Below are 22,593 nucleotides of genomic sequence, written 5' to 3' on the forward strand. Positions count from 1 at the left end.
TTAAATGACTTGTCCCATATCTTTTGATGTTGGTTTTTGAAGATCGGTCTTCTTCTCGTTCAATAACGTGAACATCGAGATGACCGTGAACGCGAGAACGATGGCTCCCATCGCTAAATACGTTTGTCTAAATCCGATACTGTCATAGAAGTATCCGGCAGCCGGTGACATGATTGACTCCCCGACCTGTTTGGCGAACTGGAAACCGACGAGATACAGCACCGACGATAGACGCGTATCGAAATTGGCTGCCAAGTATTTGAAGATTGCGACGAGCATAATCGGCAACTCCAAGGCATGAATCAATTTCATCGAAGAGATCCCAATCGGTCCCTCGACAAGTCCCGACCCGACAATCCGGAACGCCATTAAGTAACCGGCAAGAATCAAGCTATTTTTCGCGCCAATTTTATTGACGACAAACGGTGCGGCAAACATCATCCCAGCTTCTAAGAATACCTGAAGTGAGTTCAAGTAGCCGAACACCTGATTCCCTTGTGCCTCTGTCGGGAAGAGCGACGAGTAATAGACCGGGAACTGTTGGTCATACACGCCATATACACAAGCGACACCAATCACATACAGCATCAAATACCAAAAATCTTTCAATGTGAACAAATGACCGACGTCTTTCAATGTGACCGAGGCCGCCCGTTCCATCTCGACGTCCGTGACCTCTACCTTGATTGACAAGATAATCGCGACCAAGACAATGGCCGAGACCGACGCCACCCAAAAGTTGATGTTTGGGTTGATGTTGAACAACTGCCCTGCGAAAAACGTCGCTGCAGCCCATCCGAGAGAACCCCACATTCTCGTCTTCCCGTACTCAAAATCGTATTTCCGTCCTACTTTTTCAATATACGACTCGATTGCACCAATCCCGGCAAGGAAGGCCGTCCCGAGATAGAGCCCCCCGACAGCGGCACCGATGATGACGTTGTACTGAAGGAGTGGTCCGTATACATAGATATAGAACGGACCGACAAATACGAGTAGCATGCTGATGAAGAACAAAATGTTTTTCTTTAGACCAATCTTATCGGAGATGAATCCATAGAGCGGTTGCATCAATAGCGCAAAGATAGCGTTTACAGAAAAGACCAAGCCAGTCTGGGCGCCAGTCAGTTGCATCTCTTGACCGAGCCAAATCGAGAACAGTGAATAACTCGACGACCAAGTGAAAAAGAAGAAGAAGAAATAGGCACTGAGTTTCCAATACAAGATTTTTGACGTTTTCATGATGGTGTCTCCCTCAAAAATAGAATGAACTACAAATTGAAAGCACTTTCAAAATCATAATATGTCAACCGCTTTCATATGTCAACCGGTTGACATATTGTTGTCACTTTTTTTCTTGGATTGAAAAAACCCGCTCCTTGTACAGAGCGGGTCCATCTTTAAGCGTCGGCGCCTTGAATCATACGGACGGGGAGTTGAATTTCTCTACCTTCGTCCGTAAACTCTCCGTCGATTTCTTTCAGCAGAAGATCGATGGCCGTCTTCGCAATCTCTTCGATCGGTTGTTGTACGGTCGCGAGTTCTGGCAAGAGCGAGCGGACTGCCTCGGTCCCATCATAGCCGACCACTTCGATTTTTCGTGACGAGTGTTTAGAAGCTTTCATCACGCGCATGAAGGAAGCCGCGAACAAGTCGTTCGTCGCGAACACCCCATCGAGCTCCGGTTGTTCTTCAATCAACTTTTGCATGACTGCTTCTTGACTCGTACGATCAAAGACTTCTTCGACCTCGTACACGATCGGTTCTTGACCGTGTGCTTTCATCACGTCGAGATAGGCTTGCCGTCTGAGGCGGGCCGGTGTCTCGAGTGACCCTTCCCCATCGATCAAAGCGATGCGACGACAGCCTTTTGTCCACAAATAATCGGTCGCCAGTTTGCCCCCTTGATAATTATCCGAACTAACGACCGGAATCGTATCAGATAAGTAACGGTCAATTGCCACGACCGCCAAATTTTGTTTATGGTAATCGAGAATCCCACGGTTATGTGTCCCGACGATAATGCCATCGACTTGGTTTCGGAGCAACATCTCCAAATAACGCTCTTCTTTATCGACTTGGTTCAAACTGTTGCATAAGAGCACTTTGTACCCGTTCGCTGCACAGTAGTTCTCAATATGGAACGTGAGCTCCCCGAAGAACGGGTTGGCCGTTGTCGGTAAAATCAAGCCGATTAAGTGCGAGCGCTTATTGAATAGTGACCGCGCCACGTCGTTCGGAAAATAGTTGAGTTCTTGCATTGCCGCCTCAACTTTTGTTTTAGTCTTTTCACTGATATAGCCACGATTGTTCAACACACGTGACACGGTTGTCGGAGAAACCCCAGCCAACTTGGCTACGTCCTCAATTTTTGGTTTCATCGAATCGTTTCTCCCTTCCTAGCTCTCGCTTTCAATTATACAAAACTGTGCGCGTTGATGCAGGATTGGAGTGGATTCAGTGAAAAAATCAGAGAATGGGTGGTGCATCTGATCAACCGTAGTTCGTGACGTCCGCTCTCGTTACATAAAAACAGACGCTCACACGTTGTGGGCGTCTGTTTTTGATTGATTATAGCGGCTTCCCGAATTCCGGGCGCCCTTCTTCATTCCACGTGAACACTTGTGCGCGCGTATGACGGTTCGGGTCGTAGAGGGGATCCCCTTCGATTTCCGTATACGTCCGAGCATGGTAGATGAGAACATCTTCTCCCTTCTCGTTCACGGTAAAGCTATTGTGACCCGGTCCGAATTGATTCACGTCGGCATTCGTCTGGAACACCGGCCGGAACGATTTCGACCACGATGCCGGGTTCAACAAATCAGCGTCTTCCGAGGCGCACAACATACCCATACAGTAGTTCTCATCGGTCGCACTCGCCGAATACGTGATGAAGATGTGGCCGTTCCGCTTCAATACGGCCGCCCCCTCATTGACGAGGAAACCGCGAGTCTCCCAGTCATACTCAGGCATCGTCAGCATGACTTGTGGCAATTTGATCGTCCATGGGTTTTCGAGCTCGGCGATGTATAAATTTGAATTTCCGTCGATAGACGGGTCTTTTTGGGCCCACACCAAATAGTGAGTCCCTTTATGCTCAAACACGGTCGCGTCGAGGGCGAACGAATCCCATTCGGTCTGGACCTGCCCTTTTTCGACCCACTCCCCTTTGAGCGGATTAGCCGATTCGTTCTCTAACACGAACATGCGGTGGTCGAACAGACCGTTGACGATGTCCCTCGATTTCGCGGCCGCAAAATAGAGATACCACTTGCCATGAATGTGGTGCAGTTCAGGCGCCCAAATCAAGTCGCTCATCGGACCCGTCTCGTGCTTCACCCATGCGGTCACCGGCTCGGCCGTCCGAAGCGCTTGAAGCGACTTGGCGCGGCGTAGCTCGATCAAGTCATACTCAGGCACCGACGCCGTGAAGTAGTAGTAACCGTCCGTATGCAAATATACCCACGGGTCGGCCCGCTGTTCTACTATCAAATGTCGATCTTCTACTTGCTTCATCGTACAGCCTCCTCGTCACGAATCGGTCGGCCGAACACCGGACCAGTTTCATCCCACATGAACGGTTGGACACGCGTATGTCGATTCGGGTCCCAGAGCGGGTCCCCGACGATTTCTTTATAGTTACGAGCATGATAGACGAGCATGTCCGTCCCGTCATCTAGCGTCGTAAAACTGTTGTGACCCGGTCCGAATTGACTGGCCGCTTCATCGGTTCCGAAGACCGGTTCGGGATGCTTCGTCCAACTCGCCGCATCCAATAGATTGCTCGTCTCTTCGGCGCGCAGAAGGCCCATGCAGTAGTGATGGTCCGTCGCACTCGCAGAGAACGTGATATAGATGTGACCATTCCGCTTCAACACGGCCGGCCCTTCGTTCACGAGGAACCCTACCTTCTCCCAGTCATACTCCGGCGTCGCAATCATCGTCTGTGGCCCCGTGAGTGTCCACGGGTTCGCCATCTCCGAGATGTAGAGGTTCGAGTTGCCATCGATGGCCGGGTCTTTTTGGGCCCACACATAATAAAGGCGCCCCTCGTGCTCGAACGTCGTCGCATCAAGCGCGAACGATTCGCACCAAGTCCGGACCTGTCCTTTTTCGACCCATTCCCCTTCGAGCGGATTCGCCGAGCTGTTCTCGAGCACATACATCCGATGATCGAAGACGTGATCTTCTCGCGCGGCCGCGAAATAGAGGTACCATTTCCCTTGGATGTGATGTAATTCCGGAGCCCAGATGTTCGCACTCATGACGCCCGTCCCACGTTTGGTCCAGACGACTCGTTCTTCCGCCTCGGTCAAGGCCGCGAGCGTCTTCGCCCGACGGAGCGGGATGCCCGTGAAGTCCGGCAACGAGGCCGTGAAGTAATAATAGCCATCTGTGTGGCGCATGATCCATGGGTCCGCTCGTTGTTCCACTAGCGGATTCGTGATCGTCTCTCTCATAAAGAACGCTCCCCTATCTCAGATTCTGTTCGGTTCAAACTCATATGTTTTAACAGTGTATGTCGTTCTCTCAAACGGTACGCCTCTCTCTTGCTACTCGCTAACAGGAGCGAGGAGACCCCGATCTCGTCCGGACGAAGCGGTGCCTGTAACGCATGGAAGATGTGTTCGAGCTCTTGCCGCGTCGGCATCTGCTCGGCCCACGCTCGTAGCGCGCCCGGCGTGTCGGACCATTCAAGCATCATTGTTTTATAGGAATCGATGAGTTCCATCGTGGCGATGGCGACTTTCGTTCCATGAAGGACCGCCGGACGATGGTTGGCGATGAAGTCCATCTCCCAGTAGTGGGACAAGTGATGCTCACCACCGGAAGCCGGGTGTGAATGACCGAAAATCAACATGGCGACTCCGGACAACAATAGCGACTCCATCAGTTGATCCAACCCGTCCGCGTCTCGTTTATAGATGGCAGGCAAGGCGTCCACACACGATTGTAACGCCTGTTCCGTCAGCGATGCGGCGACCGGACAAAACGGTTCACCGCCGTCAAATGCTCCGAACCGCCAGTCCAACAAGGACGTGTATTTCCCGAGCATATCGCCGACCCCGGCCGCGATCAACGCGTCCGGCGCCTTTCGAATCACCTGACTCGGGACGAATACGGCAATCGGGGACACGAGCTGGTACGTGATTTTCTTGCCTCTCACAATGAGAGGCGCCCCTTTCGACGTGAAGCCATCCACTGACGGAGCGGTCGGCACCGAGATGAACGGTACTTTCGTTTTAGCCGCACAGAACCGAGTGACGTCATGAATCGTGCCGGCCCCTAGCGCAATGAGCGCGTCAACGGTTTCATCTTGCTGAAGCAATACTTGTACGACCGAGCGCTCCTCCGCCAACACGTCGCCTTGCTCATCCGCTTGGAGCGAGACGAGCGACACATCGACTCCGATATCCATCAAGGCTTCTCGTAGCGGGAGAAACCCGACGCGTTCGGTATTCGTGTCGGCGACGACGAGGAGACGGCTCCACTCTTTTTCGTGGACGAACGCAGCCAATTCGACCCAGACGTGTTCAGACGCGACCATCCGTTCAATCGTAATCGCGTGATGGGGATTCCCGCAATCACAAGCTTGTACGTGTTCGTTAATCTGTTCGAGGTTCATCGGCTGACTCCTGTCTCGACACGATATGTCGTTTGCCAACGGTACGTGTCTCCCGCCTTCAAGCGAATCGACGGGAACGTCTCCTGGTGAACCGCATCAGGGAGGTGTTGCGGTTCCAGACAGACGCCGTAGTGACGTCTCGACGTCCCTTCACGCAATGAAGTCGTCTCGTTCATCTGATTGCCCGAATAGAGGACGATGGCGGGGGCCGTCGTCGAGATCGTCAACTCTCGCTGTGACGCTCGCTCATAGAGTCTCGCTTCCCGTCGCTCCGCGAAGACGAACGGATGGTCATAACCGTTGACCAATTCGTTTTGTGGATGGGGTGACTCGAGACCGTCCGCCAAGACACGACCAGAGCGGAAATCAAACGCTGTCTGAGCGACTTCAAGCAAGCAACCCGTCGGAATCAAATCATCCCGCAGCTCAGCGAACGTGTCGGCGGACAACGTAAGCTCATGGTTCAAGATGTCCCGCTCGCCTCCGCTCAAGTTGAAATACGTGTGGTTCGTCAAATCACACACCGTATCTTGATCAGAGGTCGCCTCGTATGTGATGGTGACGCCGTGGTCGACCAGTTCGAACGTGGCGCGGACATCGAGTGTCCCGGGATATCCGTTCTCTCCGTCGGGGCTGACGCAATGAAGTGTCACACGGCCGGATGTTCTCTGTTCGATCGTCCAGACGCGACGGTGCAATCCTTCTCCGCCGTGAAGGTGATGGACACCTTCATTTGCGGGCACGTGATACGTCACACCATCCAGGTCGAACGTACTCTGGTCGATCCGTCCGGCGACCCGTCCGATCGTCGCACCCAAATAATACGTGTCCTGCATGTACGCCTCGACTGTGTCGTACGACAAGACGATATTTTTCCAGCCATCGTCCTGAATCGAAAATTCTTGCAACGTCGCTCCGTAAGTCAATATGTTCAATCGATACACATCGTTCTCGAGCGTGATCGTCGACTCGTCAATCGCTGTTTCTAGTTGCCGCTTCATGACATCCACTCCTTTTCACCAAACGTTCACTGGGCAGTGCTTCACCGCAAGTCGTGCCCGATACGAGACGTAACACCCACACTTCAAGCAAGTATCTTGTTGCTGGAACGGGCAAGCCGCGCAATGGGTGAGGCGCGCCTCGTATTCCGTATCCGACACCTGCTCCATGACTTCCGCATCGATGGTCAACAGCCAGTCTTGGTCTGTCGCTTGCGGTGGACAGATCCGACATCGCCGCGTCTCCGCCACCGTCATCTCAGCGGACCGCGATGGTGATGACGCTCATCGCCGGCACGTCGAGGACGAGCTTGCCGTCTTCCGTGACGGTCACGTCATGGTCCCGTGGTGAGACGAGGTCAGGTTGTTCGAACGTGTTGTGAGCGTTTAAATGGTCTGCCGTCAAAATCCGGGCCGACACGCCAGAGATGGCGCCGACTCCCCGTAAATCGATTTCGACCGTATCGCCTTGCTCGTGGTCGAGTTGGCAGAGGCTGATGTGGAGCACACCATCCGCATTTCGCGAAGCGGTGGCGTTCACGGCCGGGATGGCTTCATCTTTGGCCACATAGTTACGTGTATGCGCGGCGAGTTCGACGCGTTCGGCGTCTTGGTGGACACTGTACATCTCGAACACATGGTATGTCGGCGTGAGGATGAATCGGTCTCCTTCTGTCAAAATCATCGCCTGCAACACGTTGACCATTTGAGCGATGTTCGCCATATGAACGCGGTCGTTATGGTTATGGAAGATGTTGAAGTGGACCGCAGCCACGAGTGCATCTCGAATCGAGTTTTGTTGATACAAGAAACCTGGGTTCGTCCCCGGCTCCACATCGAACCATGTGCCCCACTCGTCGACGATCAAGCCGACACGTTTTTCTGGGTCATACTGGTCCATGATCTGGCCGTGCTTCGTGATCAACTCGTCCATATGGAGGGCGCGCTTCAACGTGATGAACCATTCGTCCTCCGTGAAATCGAGAGCCGAGCCTTTGCCCAACCAGAAGTCACCTGGGATCGTGTAGTAATGGAGGCTGAGCCCGTCCATCATCGTCCCTGCTTCCCGCATCAGGACCTCTGTCCATTTATAGTCGTCGATGTTCGCCCCACCGGCGATTTTATAAAGTTTATTACCGTCGTAGTTGCGGACGTACGTCTGGTAGCGGCGATACAGGTCCGCATAATATTCAGGGCGCATGTTACCGCCGCAGCCCCAGTTCTCATTCCCGACGCCGAAGTACGTGAGTTCCCACGGCTCGTTCCGGCCGTTCTCTTGTCGCCAGTTCGACATCGGTGACTCGCCACCGAACGTCATGTACTCCACCCATTCCGACATCTCTTGCACCGTCCCGCTTCCGACGTTCCCACAGATGTACGGTTCACACTCGAGCAATTCACAGAGGCGCATGAATTCATGGGTGCCGAAGTGGTTGTTTTCGACGACCCCGCCCCAATGTGTGTTGACCATCCGTTTTCGGTTCTCGTTCGGACCGACCCCGTCCTTCCAGTGGTACTCGTCGGCAAAACAGCCGCCCGGCCAACGGAGGACCGGAATATTCAATTTCTTCAAGGCGGCGAGCACGTCGTTGCGAATGCCATCCGTGTTTGGAATCGGCGACTCAGGACCGACCCAGAGCCCTTCATAAATACAACGACCCAAATGCTCGGCGAAGTGACCATAAATGTGCTTGCTGATCGTCCCTTTGGTTAAGTCGGCATTGACGATGAGCTGTGTCGTCCCTGTCGTCACGTGCGTCGGTTTGATGAGTTGGTTGTTCATTGTATCTCCTCCATGAAGAAGGGCCAACGAAGTGGCCCTTTAGATTATGGTCGATAGTAAAGTTCGTTCCAACGTAGTTCGTTGTTGAATTGGACCGTCTCCGTCTTGGCGTCGATGACCGCGATTTCAACGTCGAGCAGTTCCGCGAAGTCCCGCAGTTGGTCTGTCGTCACTTCATACGAATAACAGGTGTGGTGCGCCCCACCGGCTTGAATCCAGTTTTCGACCGCTTGCGCCATCGAAGGTTCTGTTTTCCAAAGAACGCGTGCGACCGGCAAGTTCGGCATCGCCTCTTCCGGCTGAATGCCTTCGACCGTGTTGACGAGGAGACGGAAGCGATGGCCAAGATCGATGATGCTCGCGTTCAACGCCTTGCCGCTCTGTCCTTCAAAGACGATTCGGGCCGGTGCTTCCCGGTCGCCGATACCGAGCGGATGGACTTCGATTCTTGGTTGATCGACCGCGATCGTCGGACAAATTTCCAACATGTGGGCGCCAAGCACCATCTCGTTGCCCGGCTCGAAGTGGTACGTGTAATCTTCCATGAACGAGGTCCGTTCGTTGTTCGACATGATTTTCATGAGACGGACCAACGCTGCCGTTTTCCAGTCACCTTCTCCGGCAAAGCCATAGCCTTGTTCCATCAAGCGTTGGACGGCGAGACCCGGCAACTGCTTCATGCCGTGCAAATCTTCGAACGTCGTCGTGAATGCGGTATAGCCGCCTGCCTCGAGGAAAGCTTTCATGCCGAGTTCAATCCGGCCTTGGTAACGGACCGAATCGAGGAACTCCTCTTCGGCCATCCCTTTGTTCGTCAGCTCGTAACGAGACGCGTATTCGTCCATCAGCGCGTCGAGATCTGTGTCGGTCACGGCATCCATATATGCGACGAGATCACCGACACCATATCCGTCCACCGTCCAACCGAGGCGAATCTGCGCTTCGACTTTATCACCTTCCGTCACGGCGACGTTGCGCATGTTGTCACCGAAACGAGCCACTTTTAACACTTTGCTTTCGGCCAACGCATGAGCGACTTTCATCCAGCTCGCCATCTTCCCGCGTGTCGTCTCGTCTTCCCAGTGCCCGACGAGCACTTTGCGTTTGACGTTCATCCGGCTCGTGATGAAGCCGTGTTCTCGGTCGCCATGCGCCGATTGGTTCAAGTTCATGAAGTCCATATCGATCGCATCCCACGGGATGTCACGGTTGAACTGTGTACCGAAATGGAGCAGCGGTTTTTGCAGGACGCGCATGCCACTGATCCACATCTTCGATGGCGAGAACGTGTGCATCCAAGTGATCACACCCGCACATGAGTCGTCCGCATTCGCCTGAAGCATCATCTGACGGATCTCTTCTGCGTTTTTGACGACGCCTTTGAAGACGATCCGGTCGCTGAAGACGTCGGCTGCATCGAGTCCGGCCACCATCTCTTTTGAATGATCCTCCACTTGTCGAAGCACGTCTTCGCCGTAAAGCATTTGGCTTCCTGTCACGAACCAAAATTCATATGTTTTTGCTGTCAACATCCAAAGTCCCCCTAATGTGAGGGCGAAGTCTCGGTCATTTTTGGCCGTAGTATGCGTTCGCCCCATGTTTTCGCAAATAGTGTTTATCTAAGATGCTCTGTTTAATCGGTGTCAGGCCCGGGTTCAAGTTCAAGGCGTGAAGTCCCATCTTCGCGACTTCTTCGAGGACGACCGCATTGTGGACCGCCTCATTCGCGTCTTTGCCCCAGCAGAACGGTGCGTGGTTGGCCACGAGCACACCGGGTACGGCGACCGCTTCGAGCATTAACTCGTCGAGCGTCTCTAAAATGACGTGTCCGGTCTCGAGCTCATACGCCGTTGCGATCTCTTCGTCTGTCAATTCTCGAGTGCACGGAATCTCGCCATAAAAGTAATCGGCGTGTGTCGTTCCGAACGCCGGGATCGCCCGCTTCGCCTGGGCCCAGCTCGTCGCCCATGGCGAATGCGTGTGCACGACTCCGCCGATCTCTGGGAGAGACCGGTAGAGCGCGAGATGGGTCGGTGTATCTGAGGAGGGACGAAGCTCGCCTTCGACGACGTTACCCTCCAAATCGACGACGACCATGTCTTCCACGGTCAATCGTTCGTAAGGGACACCGCTCGGCTTGATGACGACCAATCCGGCGTTCCGGTCGATGCCGCTGACGTTGCCCCATGTGAAGGTGACCAAGCCGTGTTGCGGGAGGGTCAAGTTCGCTTCGAGCACGGCTTCCTTCAAATGACGACTTACCATACCGGCTCCTCCTTCACGCGTGACGCGTCGGCTTTGATTTTTTTCAAGCGTTTCATCACATCGTTTTCACCGCGACCGAAGTAGTCGTATAGTTTCGTGTATTCGGCGAACAGAGCGTCATACGTCGCGACGTTTTCCGGGATCGGCTTGTACGTCTCTTCTTTGACACGGCCCATCTTCGCTGCCGCTTCCGTGATCGTGGCGTAACCGCCTCGCTCCGCACCAGCCGCCACCGCCCCGAACATGGCCGACCCGAGGGCAGGCGTTTGCGAGGAGGCTGAGATTTTGATTTCCATGTTCAACACGTCCGCATAGATTTGCATCATGAGGGCGTTCTTCTCGGCGATCCCACCGGCTGCATATACTTCATGCACAGGGACACCGCTGTTCCGGAACGCTTCCACGATCGTCCGCGTCCCGTATGCTGTCGCTTCAATCAATGCCCGGTAAATATCTTCTGGTTTCGTGAGCAATGTCGCTCCGAGCAGGACACCCGTCAAATTCGTATCGACGAGCGTCGATCGGTTCCCGTTCCACCAGTCGAGGGCGACGAGACCGCTCTCCCCAACACGTTGCCGGGCTGCTTTCTCCGTCAACAACTGATGGATGCCAATATCTTTCAAGGCGGCCTCTTCGACGTAATGTCTTGGGACACACGTCTCGGTGAACCATTCAAAATGGTCCCCGACACACGATTGGCCAGCTTCATAGCCCATCAATCCTGGAATGACGCCGTCTTCGACGACACCGCACATGCCCGGGACGACTTGTTCGTCTTCACCGAGTAGGATATGGCACGTTGATGTGCCCATGACCATCAACATCTTGCCCGGTTCGGCGATTCCGACAGCCGGTACCGCCACGTGGGCGTCGACGTTCGCGACCGCGACGGCCGTGCCTGGAAGGAGTCCGATCCGCGCGGCGAACGCCTCTGTCAGTTCACCCGCCTTGGACCCGATTGGTGCGATGTCGCGCGTTAGTTTCTCTTCGACGACATTCTCTAGCCGCGGATCGAGCGCTTTAAAGAACTCGTTTGACGGGTAGCCGTCTTGTTTATGCCAAATGGCTTTATATCCAGCCGTGCAACTGTTCCGAACGACGTGTCCCGTCATCTGGGAGACGACCCAATCCGTCGCTTCTAGAATCTGATCCGCCGCTTCATAAATGGCCGGTGCTTCGTTCAGGATTTGCCACACTTTCGGGATCATCCATTCCGATGAGATTTTCCCGCCATATCGTTTCAAGAAGTCTTCGCCCCGCTCCGCTGCGATGCGGTTCAACTCGTCCGCCTCGTCTTGCGCGGCGTGATGTTTCCAAAGCTTCACGTAGCTGTGTGGATTTTGCTGATGTTCCTCGCGGAAACAAAGCGGGTTCATTTGTTCGTCAATCGGTAAGATCGTGCAGGCTGTGAAATCGATGCCGATTCCCACGACTTGGTCCGGCGTGATCCCCGCCTCTTTCACGACGGCCGGGATCGTAAGTTCTAACACTTCTAAATAGTCTTGCGGATGTTGGAGCGCCCAATCGTGCTCGAGACGGGTCACCCCGTCCGGTAAATATTCATCCATGACGCCATGTGTGTACGGTTTGACCGCCGTCGCCACTTCTCGACCTGTCGCTACGTCGACGAGGACCGCACGTCCTGATTGTGTCCCGTAGTCGACGCCGATTGTATAGTTGGCCATATTCATCACCCTACCTTCAAAAGAATGCGCTTACATATAGGATGAAAAAAATAAAGTGTGTGGGCACTCTTGTCTTTTCATCCGTACAACTATTCAAACAACACGTCTGACTCGTACAGAAAACAAAAAAATACAATCAAGTTGTACGTATAACTTACACCTTGATTGTATCAACTATTTTAAATTAATCAACTGTTTTCAGTATTTTATTCGAACATTTTTGCGTTAGTTCTGAAAAAACTGTGACACGTATCTTTAAAGCGAACACGATAAGTTGTACGGATATTTACAGTCGTTTGCCGATAACGACGTGCCCTTGGTCAGACAATCCCGCGAACACGAGCGTCTCTCGCCAATTCTCCCAGTCCCAGCCCGGTAACACGTACCAGGTGATTTCCTCTGGCCCGAAGAGTTTGACAATCATATCTGTCAGCTTCTCAAAATGACCTCGTTCGCCATACTCTGTCACGAACGTCCCGTCCGCTAGAAGTTGAATCTTACTTGAAGGCAGGACGTCATGTTTCGTCCGGTCCATGTAGATCCACTCCCACTCCCCGACGAGTTCCTCCATCTCGATGGGCCGTTCTTCTTCCCCGGCATATCGTTGCGGAGATACGAGCGGCCAGCCCGATTCCGTCCAGATAATTTTGCGGATATGCAGTTCGTGCCAGTGCGGGTCCTGCTCACCTCTGACGTGATGGACGAGATAATCCTTGTCCCCGTCATGCAAGACGGAGTTATGACCGGGACCGACCCAACCTTCCCCAGCCCCGAACCGATAGCCCCCTAAAATCTTCATGCCGACTTGTTGCGGGTCGATCTCGAGGTCGGTCATGACGTTCCCGTCAAAATCGACGTACGGTCCGGTGATTGAAGTCGAGCGGGCCACACGGATGTGATAGTCCTTGAATAGGGAGTCGTACGAGACGAACAAGTAATAATGGCGATCCGCCTCCCGGTAGACGATATACGGTCCCTCGATTGCCCCTTCGACACGTTGATGCCGTTTCGCGATCAACGTCTCCTCACTCCCCGGACGTTTCTTCCCGGTCTCCGGATCGACCGGGAACACATACAGCCCACCGAAGAAGCTGCCGTAGACGAGCCAAGGTTCTCCATGCGCATCGAACGTAATATTCGGATCGATCGCGTTCGGTCCTGACGTCCCAGCCTCGCTCTTCACGACGAGCCCGTGATCCTGCCACGGTCCGTCTATCGTTTCCGCACTGGCGACACCGATATACGACTGCGTCTGTCCAAATTGTGAAGCCGCATAGTACATGACATAGCGACCACCCATGAACACAACTTCCGGCGCCCAAAGCCCCGGCGCCCCCGTCCATTCCACAGCCTCGTGCGGAAGTTCTTCAAACGCCAAGCCGACGTATTCCCAATGGATCAAATCCTTTGAGCGGCGCACTTGAATCCCCCCGTTGATTTGATGCCCGTGGGCGGCATCCGTCGAGAACACGTAATACCAGTCCCCGACTTTGATCGAGGCGGGATCGTGGGCGTTGTGCGTGCCCCACATCGTTTCGTTCGTCAATCGCTCTAGCAGATAACGTTCTTCTCGTTTCGGACCGTTCAATTTTTGCATGTTTCCGTTTCTCCTTTTATCGTTTTTTGCCCCATACGGCGGTGCCGTCCTCGCTCAGACCTGTGAAGATGATCGTCGGTTGCCAATTCTCCCAGTCCCAAGCCGCTCCGACTTGCGTCTCATACGTCTCTTGCCCGACTTCGACCTCGAGGACCGAGCCGTTCAATCGCCAAGACCCGTCCCCGTTTTCGAGCTTCCCGTCTCGTTTCAACGTCAACGTGCTCGAGGCTTGCTGTCCATCGTCGAATCGCGGGAATGTGATAACGTCCCAGTCCCCGACCAGATGGGCGTCGTCGACCTCGACGTCTCCTTCACCTGCATAGCGCTCGGGCGAGACGACCGGCCAACCGTCTTTCGTCCAATACACTTTTCGGACGTGCAACTGTGACCAATAGATGTCCTCACTCGGTCGCGCCTGATGCAACACGAACGTGTCGGTCCCGTCTTGTAAGAATGCCGAGTGCCCGGTCCCGACGTATCCGTCATCTCCTTCGAAACGGTACGGACCCACGATTTTCACGCCCGTATCAAACGACTCATCCGATTCGTCCCGTAAGTCGCGACCACGCGAGTCGACGTACGGTCCCGCGATCGACTTCGAGCGACCGATTCGGACGTTGTACGTATCTTCTAACCAACCATACGACACCATCAAGTAGTAATAGCCTGTCTCATCGTTATACAAGATTTCCGGTCCTTCGATGCCCATCGACATGTCTTTCCGTTTGGCAAGCAACGTTCCTTCTGACGATTCGTCCACTCGCTTCCCGGTGCCTGGATCAATCTCCGTCAAAAAGATCCCACCAAAGTACGACCCATACGTCATCCACCATTTGCCTGACGCATCTTGCGTCACATGAGGGTCAATCGCATTGGCGACACCCCCGTCCCCATCTTTAGACGTCACGACGGCACCCTCGTCTTCCCAAGGCCCATCGATCGTTGACGCGGTCGCTAGCCCGATGTACGACGTGCGGCTCCCGACCCCTGATACGGAATAGTACAAGTGGAACCGATCTCCGATTTTTGTGATCGCCGGGGCCCAGAACGTATTCCCACCGGCCCAAGCGAACGCCTCTTCAGACACTTGATCGAACACACGACCGACGAACTCCCAGTGAATGAGATCGGTCGATTTACGAATTTGAATGCCGGGCGTCGGAGGACTACCCACCATGTAATCCGTCGAGAAAACGTAGTACGTGTCACCATCTTTAAAGATCGCCCCGTCATGCGTAAAGTTCGTCGTCCACTCGCTCTCTTTGTTGAGCACGTCTGGCGTCACATCTTCCACTTTTTGATCAAACGGCGCTTTCGGGAGTGGCAACTCATCGATTGATGCACTCGTCGTCTGCCAAAAGAAAACACCTCCGACCGCGACGATGAGCAACGCCATCCAGACCATCATTTTTTTCATGTCAATCTCCTTTCTCCATCAAAAAGGCACCCGCCTAAAAAAGACGGGTGCCTTTGTCCTGTCACACCTCAGCCCTTCACACCAGAAATTGCAATCGACTCGATGATCTGTTTTTGGAAGATCATGAAGACGATTAACATCGGGAGTAACGCCACGACGGACGCGGCCATGATTAACGGATAATCACTTTGAATTGCATACGATGCGTTAAAGTTCGCGATGACAAGTTGAAGCGTCTGTTTCTCCGGCGAGTTCAAATACAGAATCGGTCCGAGATAGTCGTTCCAGATTGCCATGAACCAAAGAATCAATTGCGCGGCTACGGCCGGTTTGATCAATGGGAAGATAATCTTGTAGAAGATTTGGAAGTACGAGCAGCCATCAATCTTGGCCGCCTCGATAATCGAGTTCGGGATGCTGTTCAAAAATTGGCGCAAGAAGAAAATCATGAAAATGTTCCCGAACAGTCCCGGTACGATCAACGGTAACAGCGTATCTACCCAGCCGATGCTCGAGAACATCATGAACTGGGGAATCATGAGCACCGGGTATGGGATCATGACGGAAGCGAACAAGAGCAGGAAGATTTTATTCTTGCCTCTGAAGTTCAACTTCGCGAAGGCGAACGCCGCCAAGCTCGACGTGAACGTCCCGACGATCGTGACGGATAACGCGACGATCAAACTGTTCGATATCCCGGACAACAGCGGGCCCATGCTCCAAATTTCCGTGTACTTGCTAAACGAAATATCGGTCGGGATCCATACCGGCGGGAGTGCGAACACATCCTCTTTTGATTTTAGCGACGTTGATACCATCCAGAGCAGCGGCGCGATCATGACGACCGCTCCGATGGACAGGAAGATAAAGATGAAGAAATCCGTGATCCGGTCCTTCTTCTTCACCGACATCGTTTCCACGTTCTCTTTTTTCCGTGAGAGAGCTAATTGCATGGTCATTCTCCTTTCCTATACGCGTATCGCTCAATCAAGATCGAACGATGATTTTTCATTCATCCGGAATTGGAGCAACGTGACGATGAAAATGAAGAGCCCGAGGACGAGCGCCATCGCCGAAGCGTAACCGAGTTGGAAGTTCCCGAACGATTTTTGCCAAATGTAGAAGACCGCAGAGGCAGACGAGTACTCCGGACCCCCGGTTGGTGTCATGACATTAATTTCCGTGAAGATTTGCGCTCCACCGATGATGTTCGTCACGATGATGAAGAACGTGACCGGTTTGACCATCGGGAGCGTGATGTGCCAAAAGCTTTGCCACGCGTTGGCTCCATCGAGTTTCGCTGCCTCATAAAATGATTTCGGGACACTTTGGAGCGCCGCCAAGTAAAGGAGCATCGTGTAGCCGAGACCTTTCCAGATCGCCATGAGGATGAGCGCGGGTTTAACGGTATCGGTGTTTTGAAGCCAGTTCGGCCCGTCAATCCCGATTAAAGCCAGGAATTGGTTCACCAATCCGTAGTCCCCGTTATACGCCCATTGCCACAAAATCGAGACGGCGGCAATCGACGAGATGACGGGAATGTAGTAAATCACGCGGAACGTGTCCGTCCCAAAAATCTTTCGATTCAACGCGAGGGCGAGCAGAAGCGCGAGGACGATGCCGATTGGAATCCCAATCATCATGAAGAGCGTGTTGTACATCGATTTATAAAAATATTCATCTTGGAACAAATTGACGAAGTTCTCAAACCCAATAAATTTCATTTGACCGAGACCGTTCCAATTCGTGAAGGCGCCGTAAACAGAATACATCAACGGTACGAACGCGAAGAGGAAGAACCCAATGACCGGTGCCGCAACAAACAAGTAGGCGTACCGCTGTTCAGTTCGATATAACTTTGAAATCGATTTTGTTTTCATTGTTCTTCCATCCTTTCAACGTCAGAGACGCGGGTGGCGAACATCGCCACCCCGTTTCGACTCTCTGATCAGTTCGCCTGTTTCTCTTGTTCGATCGCCGCATCGAGCAACTTCTGCATCTTCGGCTGCGCCGTCTTCACATAGTCTTCGACCGATGTTTTACCATCGAGGACAGGCTGGATGTTTTTGAAGAACTCGTCGTACCATTCTGCCGTGTATGTTTTCTCAGCCGGGAACCCGCGGCCATAATCGTTGATTAAATCAAGGAACTCTTGTTTGTTTTCTGGTTTGATTGACGTATCAGCCGCCCAGTTGTCTGCGATTTCCATGCTGTTCGGCAATTGGACTTGCGCGTCTACGAGCGCTTGTTGTCCTTCTTGGTCCGCAGACAAGTACATGGCCAACTCTGCCGCTTCCTCTTTATGTTTCGTCGTCGAACCGACGCCAATCCCGAGCGATCCAACCCATCCCGACGCTTTACCGGTAGAACCGGCTGGCCATGGGAGTAAGTCGTACTCGAATTTCAACTGTTCTTTAAATGCCGCCATATCCCACGGTCCGACCGGGAAGAAGGCGAGCTGACCTTTCAGCCAACGTTGGTACGTGTCGAGCGTCTGTGTTTCGCCGATTGACGGTGTAATACCGTGCTTCAACTGTTGATCGACGAAGAATTGCAACGCTTCGATGAACTTCGGATCATCGATTGTCACTTTCGTACCATCTTCATTGATCCAGTCCGCTCCATTACTCCAGACGAACGGTTGAAGAGCCCAGTTTACGTTGAAGCCAGTTCCGTACTGATCCATCTTCCCGTCACCGTTCGTGTCTTTCGTCAACTGTTTGGCCACATCCACGAACTCATCCCATGTATATGGTTTGTCTTTATCCGGAAGCGGGATGCCCGCATCTTCGAACATCGTCTTGTTGTAGCCGAGTGCGAACGGACCTAAGTCTTTCGGTAGTCCGTAAATCGCCCCTTCCCCGAGCGTCTCTCCATCGAAGCGATATTTATCGACACCCTTCTCCCAAATGTCGTCTAGCTTGACGTCTTCCGAATTTTCAACCGCTTCGGTGATGTCGAGTAGCACACCCGAGTTTACATAGGCTTTCACTTGGGCAGGATTATAGAAGAAGACGTCCGGGATTTTGCGACCCGCGATGGCCGATTTGAGTTTTGTATCGTACTGATCCGGCGCCGTCTGGACCATCGTCACTTTTACATCTTTGTTGGCTTCTTCAAAACGTTTTACTGTTGCTTGGTAGGCTTTTAACTCTTCTGGATTTCCACGGAACATAAATGTCAGTTCAACTTTTCCATCCGCGCCTGCCTCGTCTCCCGAACAGCCGGCGAGCGCCAAAGAAGTTGTCATCAGTGCTGACATCGTCAACGCAAACATTTTTTTCGATTTACGATTCATTGTGAATTCCTCCATCAATTTATATTCATGTGCAAAGCATGATAAAGATGTACGTACATGTTGAGTTAAATAAAAAAGCAAACTGTATAATGAAGCCCACACGACACTATACATTTACTAGCCAATAAACCGATATAATTGGTAATGAAAGCGTTTTCTGTACAATTCGAGTCTATTACACACGTTCGGACATGTCAATTCGATTTTTATGTATTTTTGTATTTCATCCGTACATATTCATAGAAAATTCAGATGCTTTTTTTGCTTATTCATAGTAAACGGTACATTTGTTTGTTAATATGGAAGTAAGATCACATCTTGTACGTATGAGTTGTTCGACGTACATGAGAGAAAGCAGGGACGCCAGATGGCACAACGCACAAAGTACAATATGGTCAAAGATTATATTCTTGAATGGATAAAAGACGGAACGGTAAGACCCGGTGAAAAAATTCCTTCTGAAAATGAATTGGTCCAATCATTTGGAGTGAGCCGTCATACGATTCGACAAGCTGTAGGAGAACTAGTGAACGAAGGTTATCTTTACCGTGAACAAGGCTCGGGCACGTATTGTTCCCCGGTCCTTCCGACCTCGACTCCCCAGACGATCGAACGTTTAGGCAATGGTAAAAACATCGGGGTCATCACGACCTACATGTCTGATTATATCTTCCCGTCTATTATCCGGGGGATTGAATCTCACTTGGCTTCAAAAGGATACACGTTGACCTTATCTTGTACGGATAACAACGTCGAGAAAGAACGGCAGTGCCTCGAGATGATGTTAGATCGTCAAATTGATGGGTTGATCGTCGAGCCGACGAAGAGCAGTAGCTACAATCCAAATATCAAATATTATTTAGAACTCGAACAACAGCATACGCCGTATTTGATGATTAACCAATACTATTCGCAGTTGACGCCTCCTTATTTGATTATGGATGACGAGAAGGGTGGGTTCTTGGCTGCCGAACATCTCATTAAACTTGGCCATGAGCGCATCATGGGACTCTTCAAAACAGATGACCTTCAAGGGGTACATCGGATGCGCGGCTTTATACGCGCGTTCCGGGAATACAATCTTCCCTTAGAGCCAGAATTAATTATAACGTATACGACAGAAGAACTTGTGCCTTCTTTTTATGACGTGATTCATCAAGTGTTCGAGAACGCGGACGAACGGCCGAGTGCAATCGTCTGTTATAACGACCAACTCGCCCTTAACGTGTTGGACCAGTTGAGAAATCTACGCCTCTCTGTCCCGCAAGACGTCTCACTCGTCGGATATGACGACTCGGTGCTTGCCGTCGCGACAGAGGTGAAACTGACTTCGATCATCCACCCGAAGCAAGAATTGGGTCGTGCCGCAGCCGAGTGGATTATCGCAGCCGTCGAGAAAAAGGACACGCCACCGTCACATACGTATGAACCTGAATTGATCGTCCGCAACTCGACTGCACCCTATAATCGTCTCGAATCTAAATTAGGCTGATTCTCTGCTAACTTCTTGGAGGTCCTCATGAATTTAAAACATGAACACAACAAGCTATTCCAAGCGCTCGAATTTGTCACCAGCCTGGTGCAACTGAACGTGGTCTTCTTACTGAGCATTCTGCCTGTCATCACGTTGTTCCCGGCCTTGTACGCTTTACATGCCGTCACACGGCAATGGTCGGTCAACCAAGATTACAGCGTGTTTCGCGCCTACTTCCGCTTCTTTAATGAAGGAGTGCGCCGTCATTATAAGCTCGGTATAGCCTGGACCTTGTTTGTATTCGTCTTATTGATCGACTTTTTGCTCATTCGTCAAATCGACACCGGGCAGACGATTCTCTTCACCGGTCTGTTCGTGATTGGATTTGTCTTCATCTCCCTGTCGTTATTCCTGTTTCCGATTTTGACGCACTACGAGATGAAGACGATGGATGCCTTGAAGTTGGCGTTATTCAGCATCATGCGATACGGCTATATTGTCGCGCTCGCGCTCTTGTTATTCACAGCACTTGGTATGCTCGCGTATCGCTCTCCGCTCTATTTGTTGTTCGGCTGTTCGTTCATCGTGTTTTTAACGACGAAACTGTATCTTCACCAGTTAGACCGCGCCATCATGAGCCGCCACGTCGACATCAAGTCTTCATGAAACAAACCCTTCCCCCATCTGCGATTAGGTCATGCAGACGAGGAAAGGGTTATTTTTTATGTGCTCGCATCACATCCGCCATTGGACACCCTGCTTGCTCGAGCTCGGAGACGATACGCATATAATCCGTTTCGTTTCGATTCTGACTCAGCTTGAACGCCGCCTGCACCTCTTCGATGTCGATACGGAACCCGACGACGCCATATTTCTGTCGCTGCACCGGCTCGGACAGTTCCTCCCAGACGACGGCGTGCTCGCGGTCCCCTTCATGGTCTTGAAGCAGTCCGGCCAAGTCTTCCTCGAGTTGGTCCGCATTCAGGATGGTCGCCTGTCCGTATGCATGAACGGCCTGATAGTTCCACGTCGATACGTCCTCATGTCCGTACCAGGACGCCGAGACGTAAGCGTCCGGACCTTGGACGATCAAGAGAACGGTCTGGTTTTCAATCGTTTGCCATTGCGGATTGTTTTTGGCAATGTGTGTCGTGAACCAAGCATGGCCATCTTTTTCATGAAACCGGAGCGGTACGTGCGTCGCAATCGGCTTCTGTCCGTCATGCGTGACGACGGTGCCGAACGGATGGGCCTTCAAAAATGCATGGACTTCTTTCGGATCATTCACGGCGTATAGTTTTGGGACGTACATCGTATTCCTCCTGTCTTGTTAGCTGGCTTACAAACAAAGAGAGCGATGGCATGTTAGGATGGATTCCTCACCCGAACACATAGAGGAGGAATTCCAGTGGCTACATTATTCAACTTACTCGACAAGGCACCTGACTTCACGTTGCCGGACGTTTCAGGAGATGCGTTCTCGCTCTCGGACTCGATTGAACGGCACGACGGTTGGCACCTTATCATCTTCTTCCGCGGCGCCTGGTGCCCGGTCTGTGTCCAAGACTTGAAAGAAATTGAGAGCCAGCAAGGCTACTTCCAAAATAAAGGCATCCGACTCGTGACAATCTCGACCGACAACGCCGAGGACTTGAAACAGATGGCCGACGACAATGCGCTCAGCTTCCCGGTCCTGCAAGACGAGTCGCTCGAGACGTTGCTCGACTTTGGTGTCCAATATCACGGTACCGACGCCCCGTATGCCGATCACGGCGAGCACGGGGAGCCGGCCTACTTCCTCATCGACGAGAGTGGACGCCTGTTGTATCAACAGATCCAGACGAGCCCATTTGGCCGACCGACTGCGACCGAGCTCCGGAAAATCGTCCAGTACATCAAGAAAAATCTCAAATGACAAGATGGCGCCGATCAGGCGTCATTTTTTTCGGAATGTAAGACCGGTTACAGAAATATCGACCCATCCGATATACGCTTATTGTATCAAACTAGAAGGAGTGAGGAAGATGAAACGGTACGTGGTCAACGGCGTGATTGGTGGATTAATCGGCGGGATTTTGTTCGGGCTATTCATGCAGATGATGGGCATGATTGGCATGATTGCGGGCATGGTCGGCAGTGAGAGCCTCGTCGTCGGTTGGATCGTTCATATGATGATCAGCGTCATCTTCGGGGTCACGTTCGGACTCGGGCATTTGGTCATCTCGAACCTTTGGACGCTCGCCGTCTTGTTCGGCATCGGCATTTGGATCGTCGGTCCGCTCGTCGTCATGCCACTCATGATGGGCATGGGGACAAACCTCGCGAACGCGTTCGCGCCGGATCAATTGATGAGCCTCGTCACACATCTATTCTTCTCATTCGTCTTAGCCATCGTCTTCAAACTACGCACTGAAAAACAAGTCGCACCGAAAGCAGCCGTGCGCTAATGG

21 protein-coding genes are annotated in these 22,593 nt (G+C 52.3%); 4 read left to right on the forward strand and 17 right to left on the reverse strand.

All coding sequences use genetic code 11. From position 1 onward, the window contains the following. The 16 genes from AC13H5_RS12560 to AC13H5_RS12635 form a co-directional block, all read right to left on the reverse strand. Entirely contained in the window at positions 1-1,242 is a 1,242-nt protein-coding gene (locus AC13H5_RS12560) for an MFS transporter (RefSeq protein WP_058764688.1), read from the reverse strand. Positions 1,243-1,400: 158 nt separating this feature from the next. Next, positions 1,401-2,381 carry a LacI family DNA-binding transcriptional regulator gene (locus AC13H5_RS12565; RefSeq protein ID WP_214753788.1) on the reverse strand — a complete coding sequence of 327 codons (981 nt, stop codon included), beginning with the start codon at positions 2,379-2,381 and terminating at the stop codon, positions 1,401-1,403. 190 nt (positions 2,382-2,571) lie between these two features. Next, on the reverse strand, positions 2,572-3,516 hold the full coding sequence (locus AC13H5_RS12570) for a glycoside hydrolase family 43 protein (RefSeq protein ID WP_483545924.1): 945 nt from the start codon (positions 3,514-3,516) through the stop codon (positions 2,572-2,574). Beyond that, positions 3,513-4,460: a glycoside hydrolase family 43 protein gene (locus AC13H5_RS12575; protein ID WP_483545925.1), complete on the reverse strand. Its 948-nt coding sequence runs from the start codon at positions 4,458-4,460 to the stop codon at positions 3,513-3,515. Before AC13H5_RS12575 ends, AC13H5_RS12570 begins: the two co-directional genes overlap by 4 nt. Then, the gene (locus AC13H5_RS12580; RefSeq protein ID WP_483545926.1) at positions 4,457-5,626 is read right to left on the reverse strand and encodes a sn-glycerol-1-phosphate dehydrogenase; all 1,170 of its coding nucleotides are present in this window, start codon (positions 5,624-5,626) and stop codon (positions 4,457-4,459) included. The genes AC13H5_RS12575 and AC13H5_RS12580 overlap by 4 nt, the downstream gene beginning before the upstream one ends. Then, complete coding sequence (locus AC13H5_RS12585; protein WP_483545927.1) at positions 5,623-6,627, reverse strand: aldose epimerase family protein; 1,005 nt, start codon at positions 6,625-6,627, stop codon at positions 5,623-5,625. The genes AC13H5_RS12580 and AC13H5_RS12585 overlap by 4 nt, the downstream gene beginning before the upstream one ends. A 15-nt stretch (positions 6,628-6,642) precedes the next feature. Beyond that, positions 6,643-6,882, reverse strand: coding sequence for a DUF6171 family protein (locus AC13H5_RS12590; protein ID WP_483545928.1), 240 nt, complete (start codon positions 6,880-6,882; stop codon positions 6,643-6,645). 1 nt (position 6,883) lies between these two features. Further along, positions 6,884-8,407 carry an alpha-N-arabinofuranosidase gene (locus AC13H5_RS12595; protein ID WP_483545929.1) on the reverse strand — a complete coding sequence of 508 codons (1,524 nt, stop codon included), beginning with the start codon at positions 8,405-8,407 and terminating at the stop codon, positions 6,884-6,886. 44 nt (positions 8,408-8,451) lie between these two features. Beyond that, entirely contained in the window at positions 8,452-9,939 is a 1,488-nt protein-coding gene (gene araA, locus AC13H5_RS12600; protein WP_483545930.1) for an L-arabinose isomerase, read from the reverse strand. A gap of 34 nt (positions 9,940-9,973) precedes the next feature. After that, a complete protein-coding gene (araD, locus tag AC13H5_RS12605) occupies positions 9,974-10,672 on the reverse strand; it encodes an L-ribulose-5-phosphate 4-epimerase (protein ID WP_483545931.1) in 699 nt (232 codons plus the stop codon). Beyond that, positions 10,666-12,363, reverse strand: coding sequence for a ribulokinase (araB, locus tag AC13H5_RS12610; protein ID WP_483545932.1), 1,698 nt, complete (start codon positions 12,361-12,363; stop codon positions 10,666-10,668). The genes araD and araB overlap by 7 nt, the downstream gene beginning before the upstream one ends. Before the next feature lie 280 nt (positions 12,364-12,643). Then, positions 12,644-13,954 carry a family 43 glycosylhydrolase gene (locus tag AC13H5_RS12615; RefSeq protein ID WP_483545933.1) on the reverse strand — a complete coding sequence of 437 codons (1,311 nt, stop codon included), beginning with the start codon at positions 13,952-13,954 and terminating at the stop codon, positions 12,644-12,646. Positions 13,955-13,970: 16 nt separating this feature from the next. Continuing rightward, a complete protein-coding gene (locus tag AC13H5_RS12620) occupies positions 13,971-15,371 on the reverse strand; it encodes a family 43 glycosylhydrolase (RefSeq protein ID WP_483545934.1) in 1,401 nt (466 codons plus the stop codon). A 68-nt stretch (positions 15,372-15,439) separates the two neighbouring features. After that, positions 15,440-16,282: a carbohydrate ABC transporter permease gene (locus AC13H5_RS12625; protein WP_031200025.1), complete on the reverse strand. Its 843-nt coding sequence runs from the start codon at positions 16,280-16,282 to the stop codon at positions 15,440-15,442. Between the two features lie 72 nt (positions 16,283-16,354). Further along, positions 16,355-17,251: a carbohydrate ABC transporter permease gene (locus AC13H5_RS12630; RefSeq protein WP_021066211.1), complete on the reverse strand. Its 897-nt coding sequence runs from the start codon at positions 17,249-17,251 to the stop codon at positions 16,355-16,357. A gap of 68 nt (positions 17,252-17,319) precedes the next feature. Further along, complete coding sequence (locus AC13H5_RS12635) at positions 17,320-18,669, reverse strand: ABC transporter substrate-binding protein (protein WP_483545935.1); 1,350 nt, start codon at positions 18,667-18,669, stop codon at positions 17,320-17,322. Positions 18,670-19,036: 367 nt separating this feature from the next. Between AC13H5_RS12635 and AC13H5_RS12640 the strand changes: the two genes are divergently transcribed. Both AC13H5_RS12640 and AC13H5_RS12645 read left to right on the forward strand, forming a co-directional pair. Beyond that, a complete protein-coding gene (locus AC13H5_RS12640; RefSeq protein WP_483545936.1) occupies positions 19,037-20,161 on the forward strand; it encodes a substrate-binding domain-containing protein in 1,125 nt (374 codons plus the stop codon). Between the two features lie 27 nt (positions 20,162-20,188). After that, positions 20,189-20,809, forward strand: a complete 621-nt coding sequence (locus tag AC13H5_RS12645; RefSeq protein WP_483545937.1) for a YesL family protein — start codon at positions 20,189-20,191, stop codon at positions 20,807-20,809. 49 nt (positions 20,810-20,858) lie between these two features. Here the strand turns inward: AC13H5_RS12645 and AC13H5_RS12650 are convergent, their stop codons facing one another. After that, entirely contained in the window at positions 20,859-21,455 is a 597-nt protein-coding gene (locus AC13H5_RS12650) for an FMN-binding negative transcriptional regulator (RefSeq protein ID WP_483545938.1), read from the reverse strand. Between the two features lie 96 nt (positions 21,456-21,551). Between AC13H5_RS12650 and AC13H5_RS12655 the strand changes: the two genes are divergently transcribed. Further along, the gene (locus tag AC13H5_RS12655) at positions 21,552-22,058 is read left to right on the forward strand and encodes a peroxiredoxin family protein (protein WP_483545939.1); all 507 of its coding nucleotides are present in this window, start codon (positions 21,552-21,554) and stop codon (positions 22,056-22,058) included. Between the two features lie 109 nt (positions 22,059-22,167). Further along, entirely contained in the window at positions 22,168-22,590 is a 423-nt protein-coding gene (locus tag AC13H5_RS12660) for a hypothetical protein (protein WP_483545940.1), read from the forward strand. Positions 22,591-22,593 lie beyond the last annotated feature (3 nt).

The sequence above is a fragment of the Exiguobacterium sp. FD-YE-25-4 genome, from assembly GCF_057004685.1.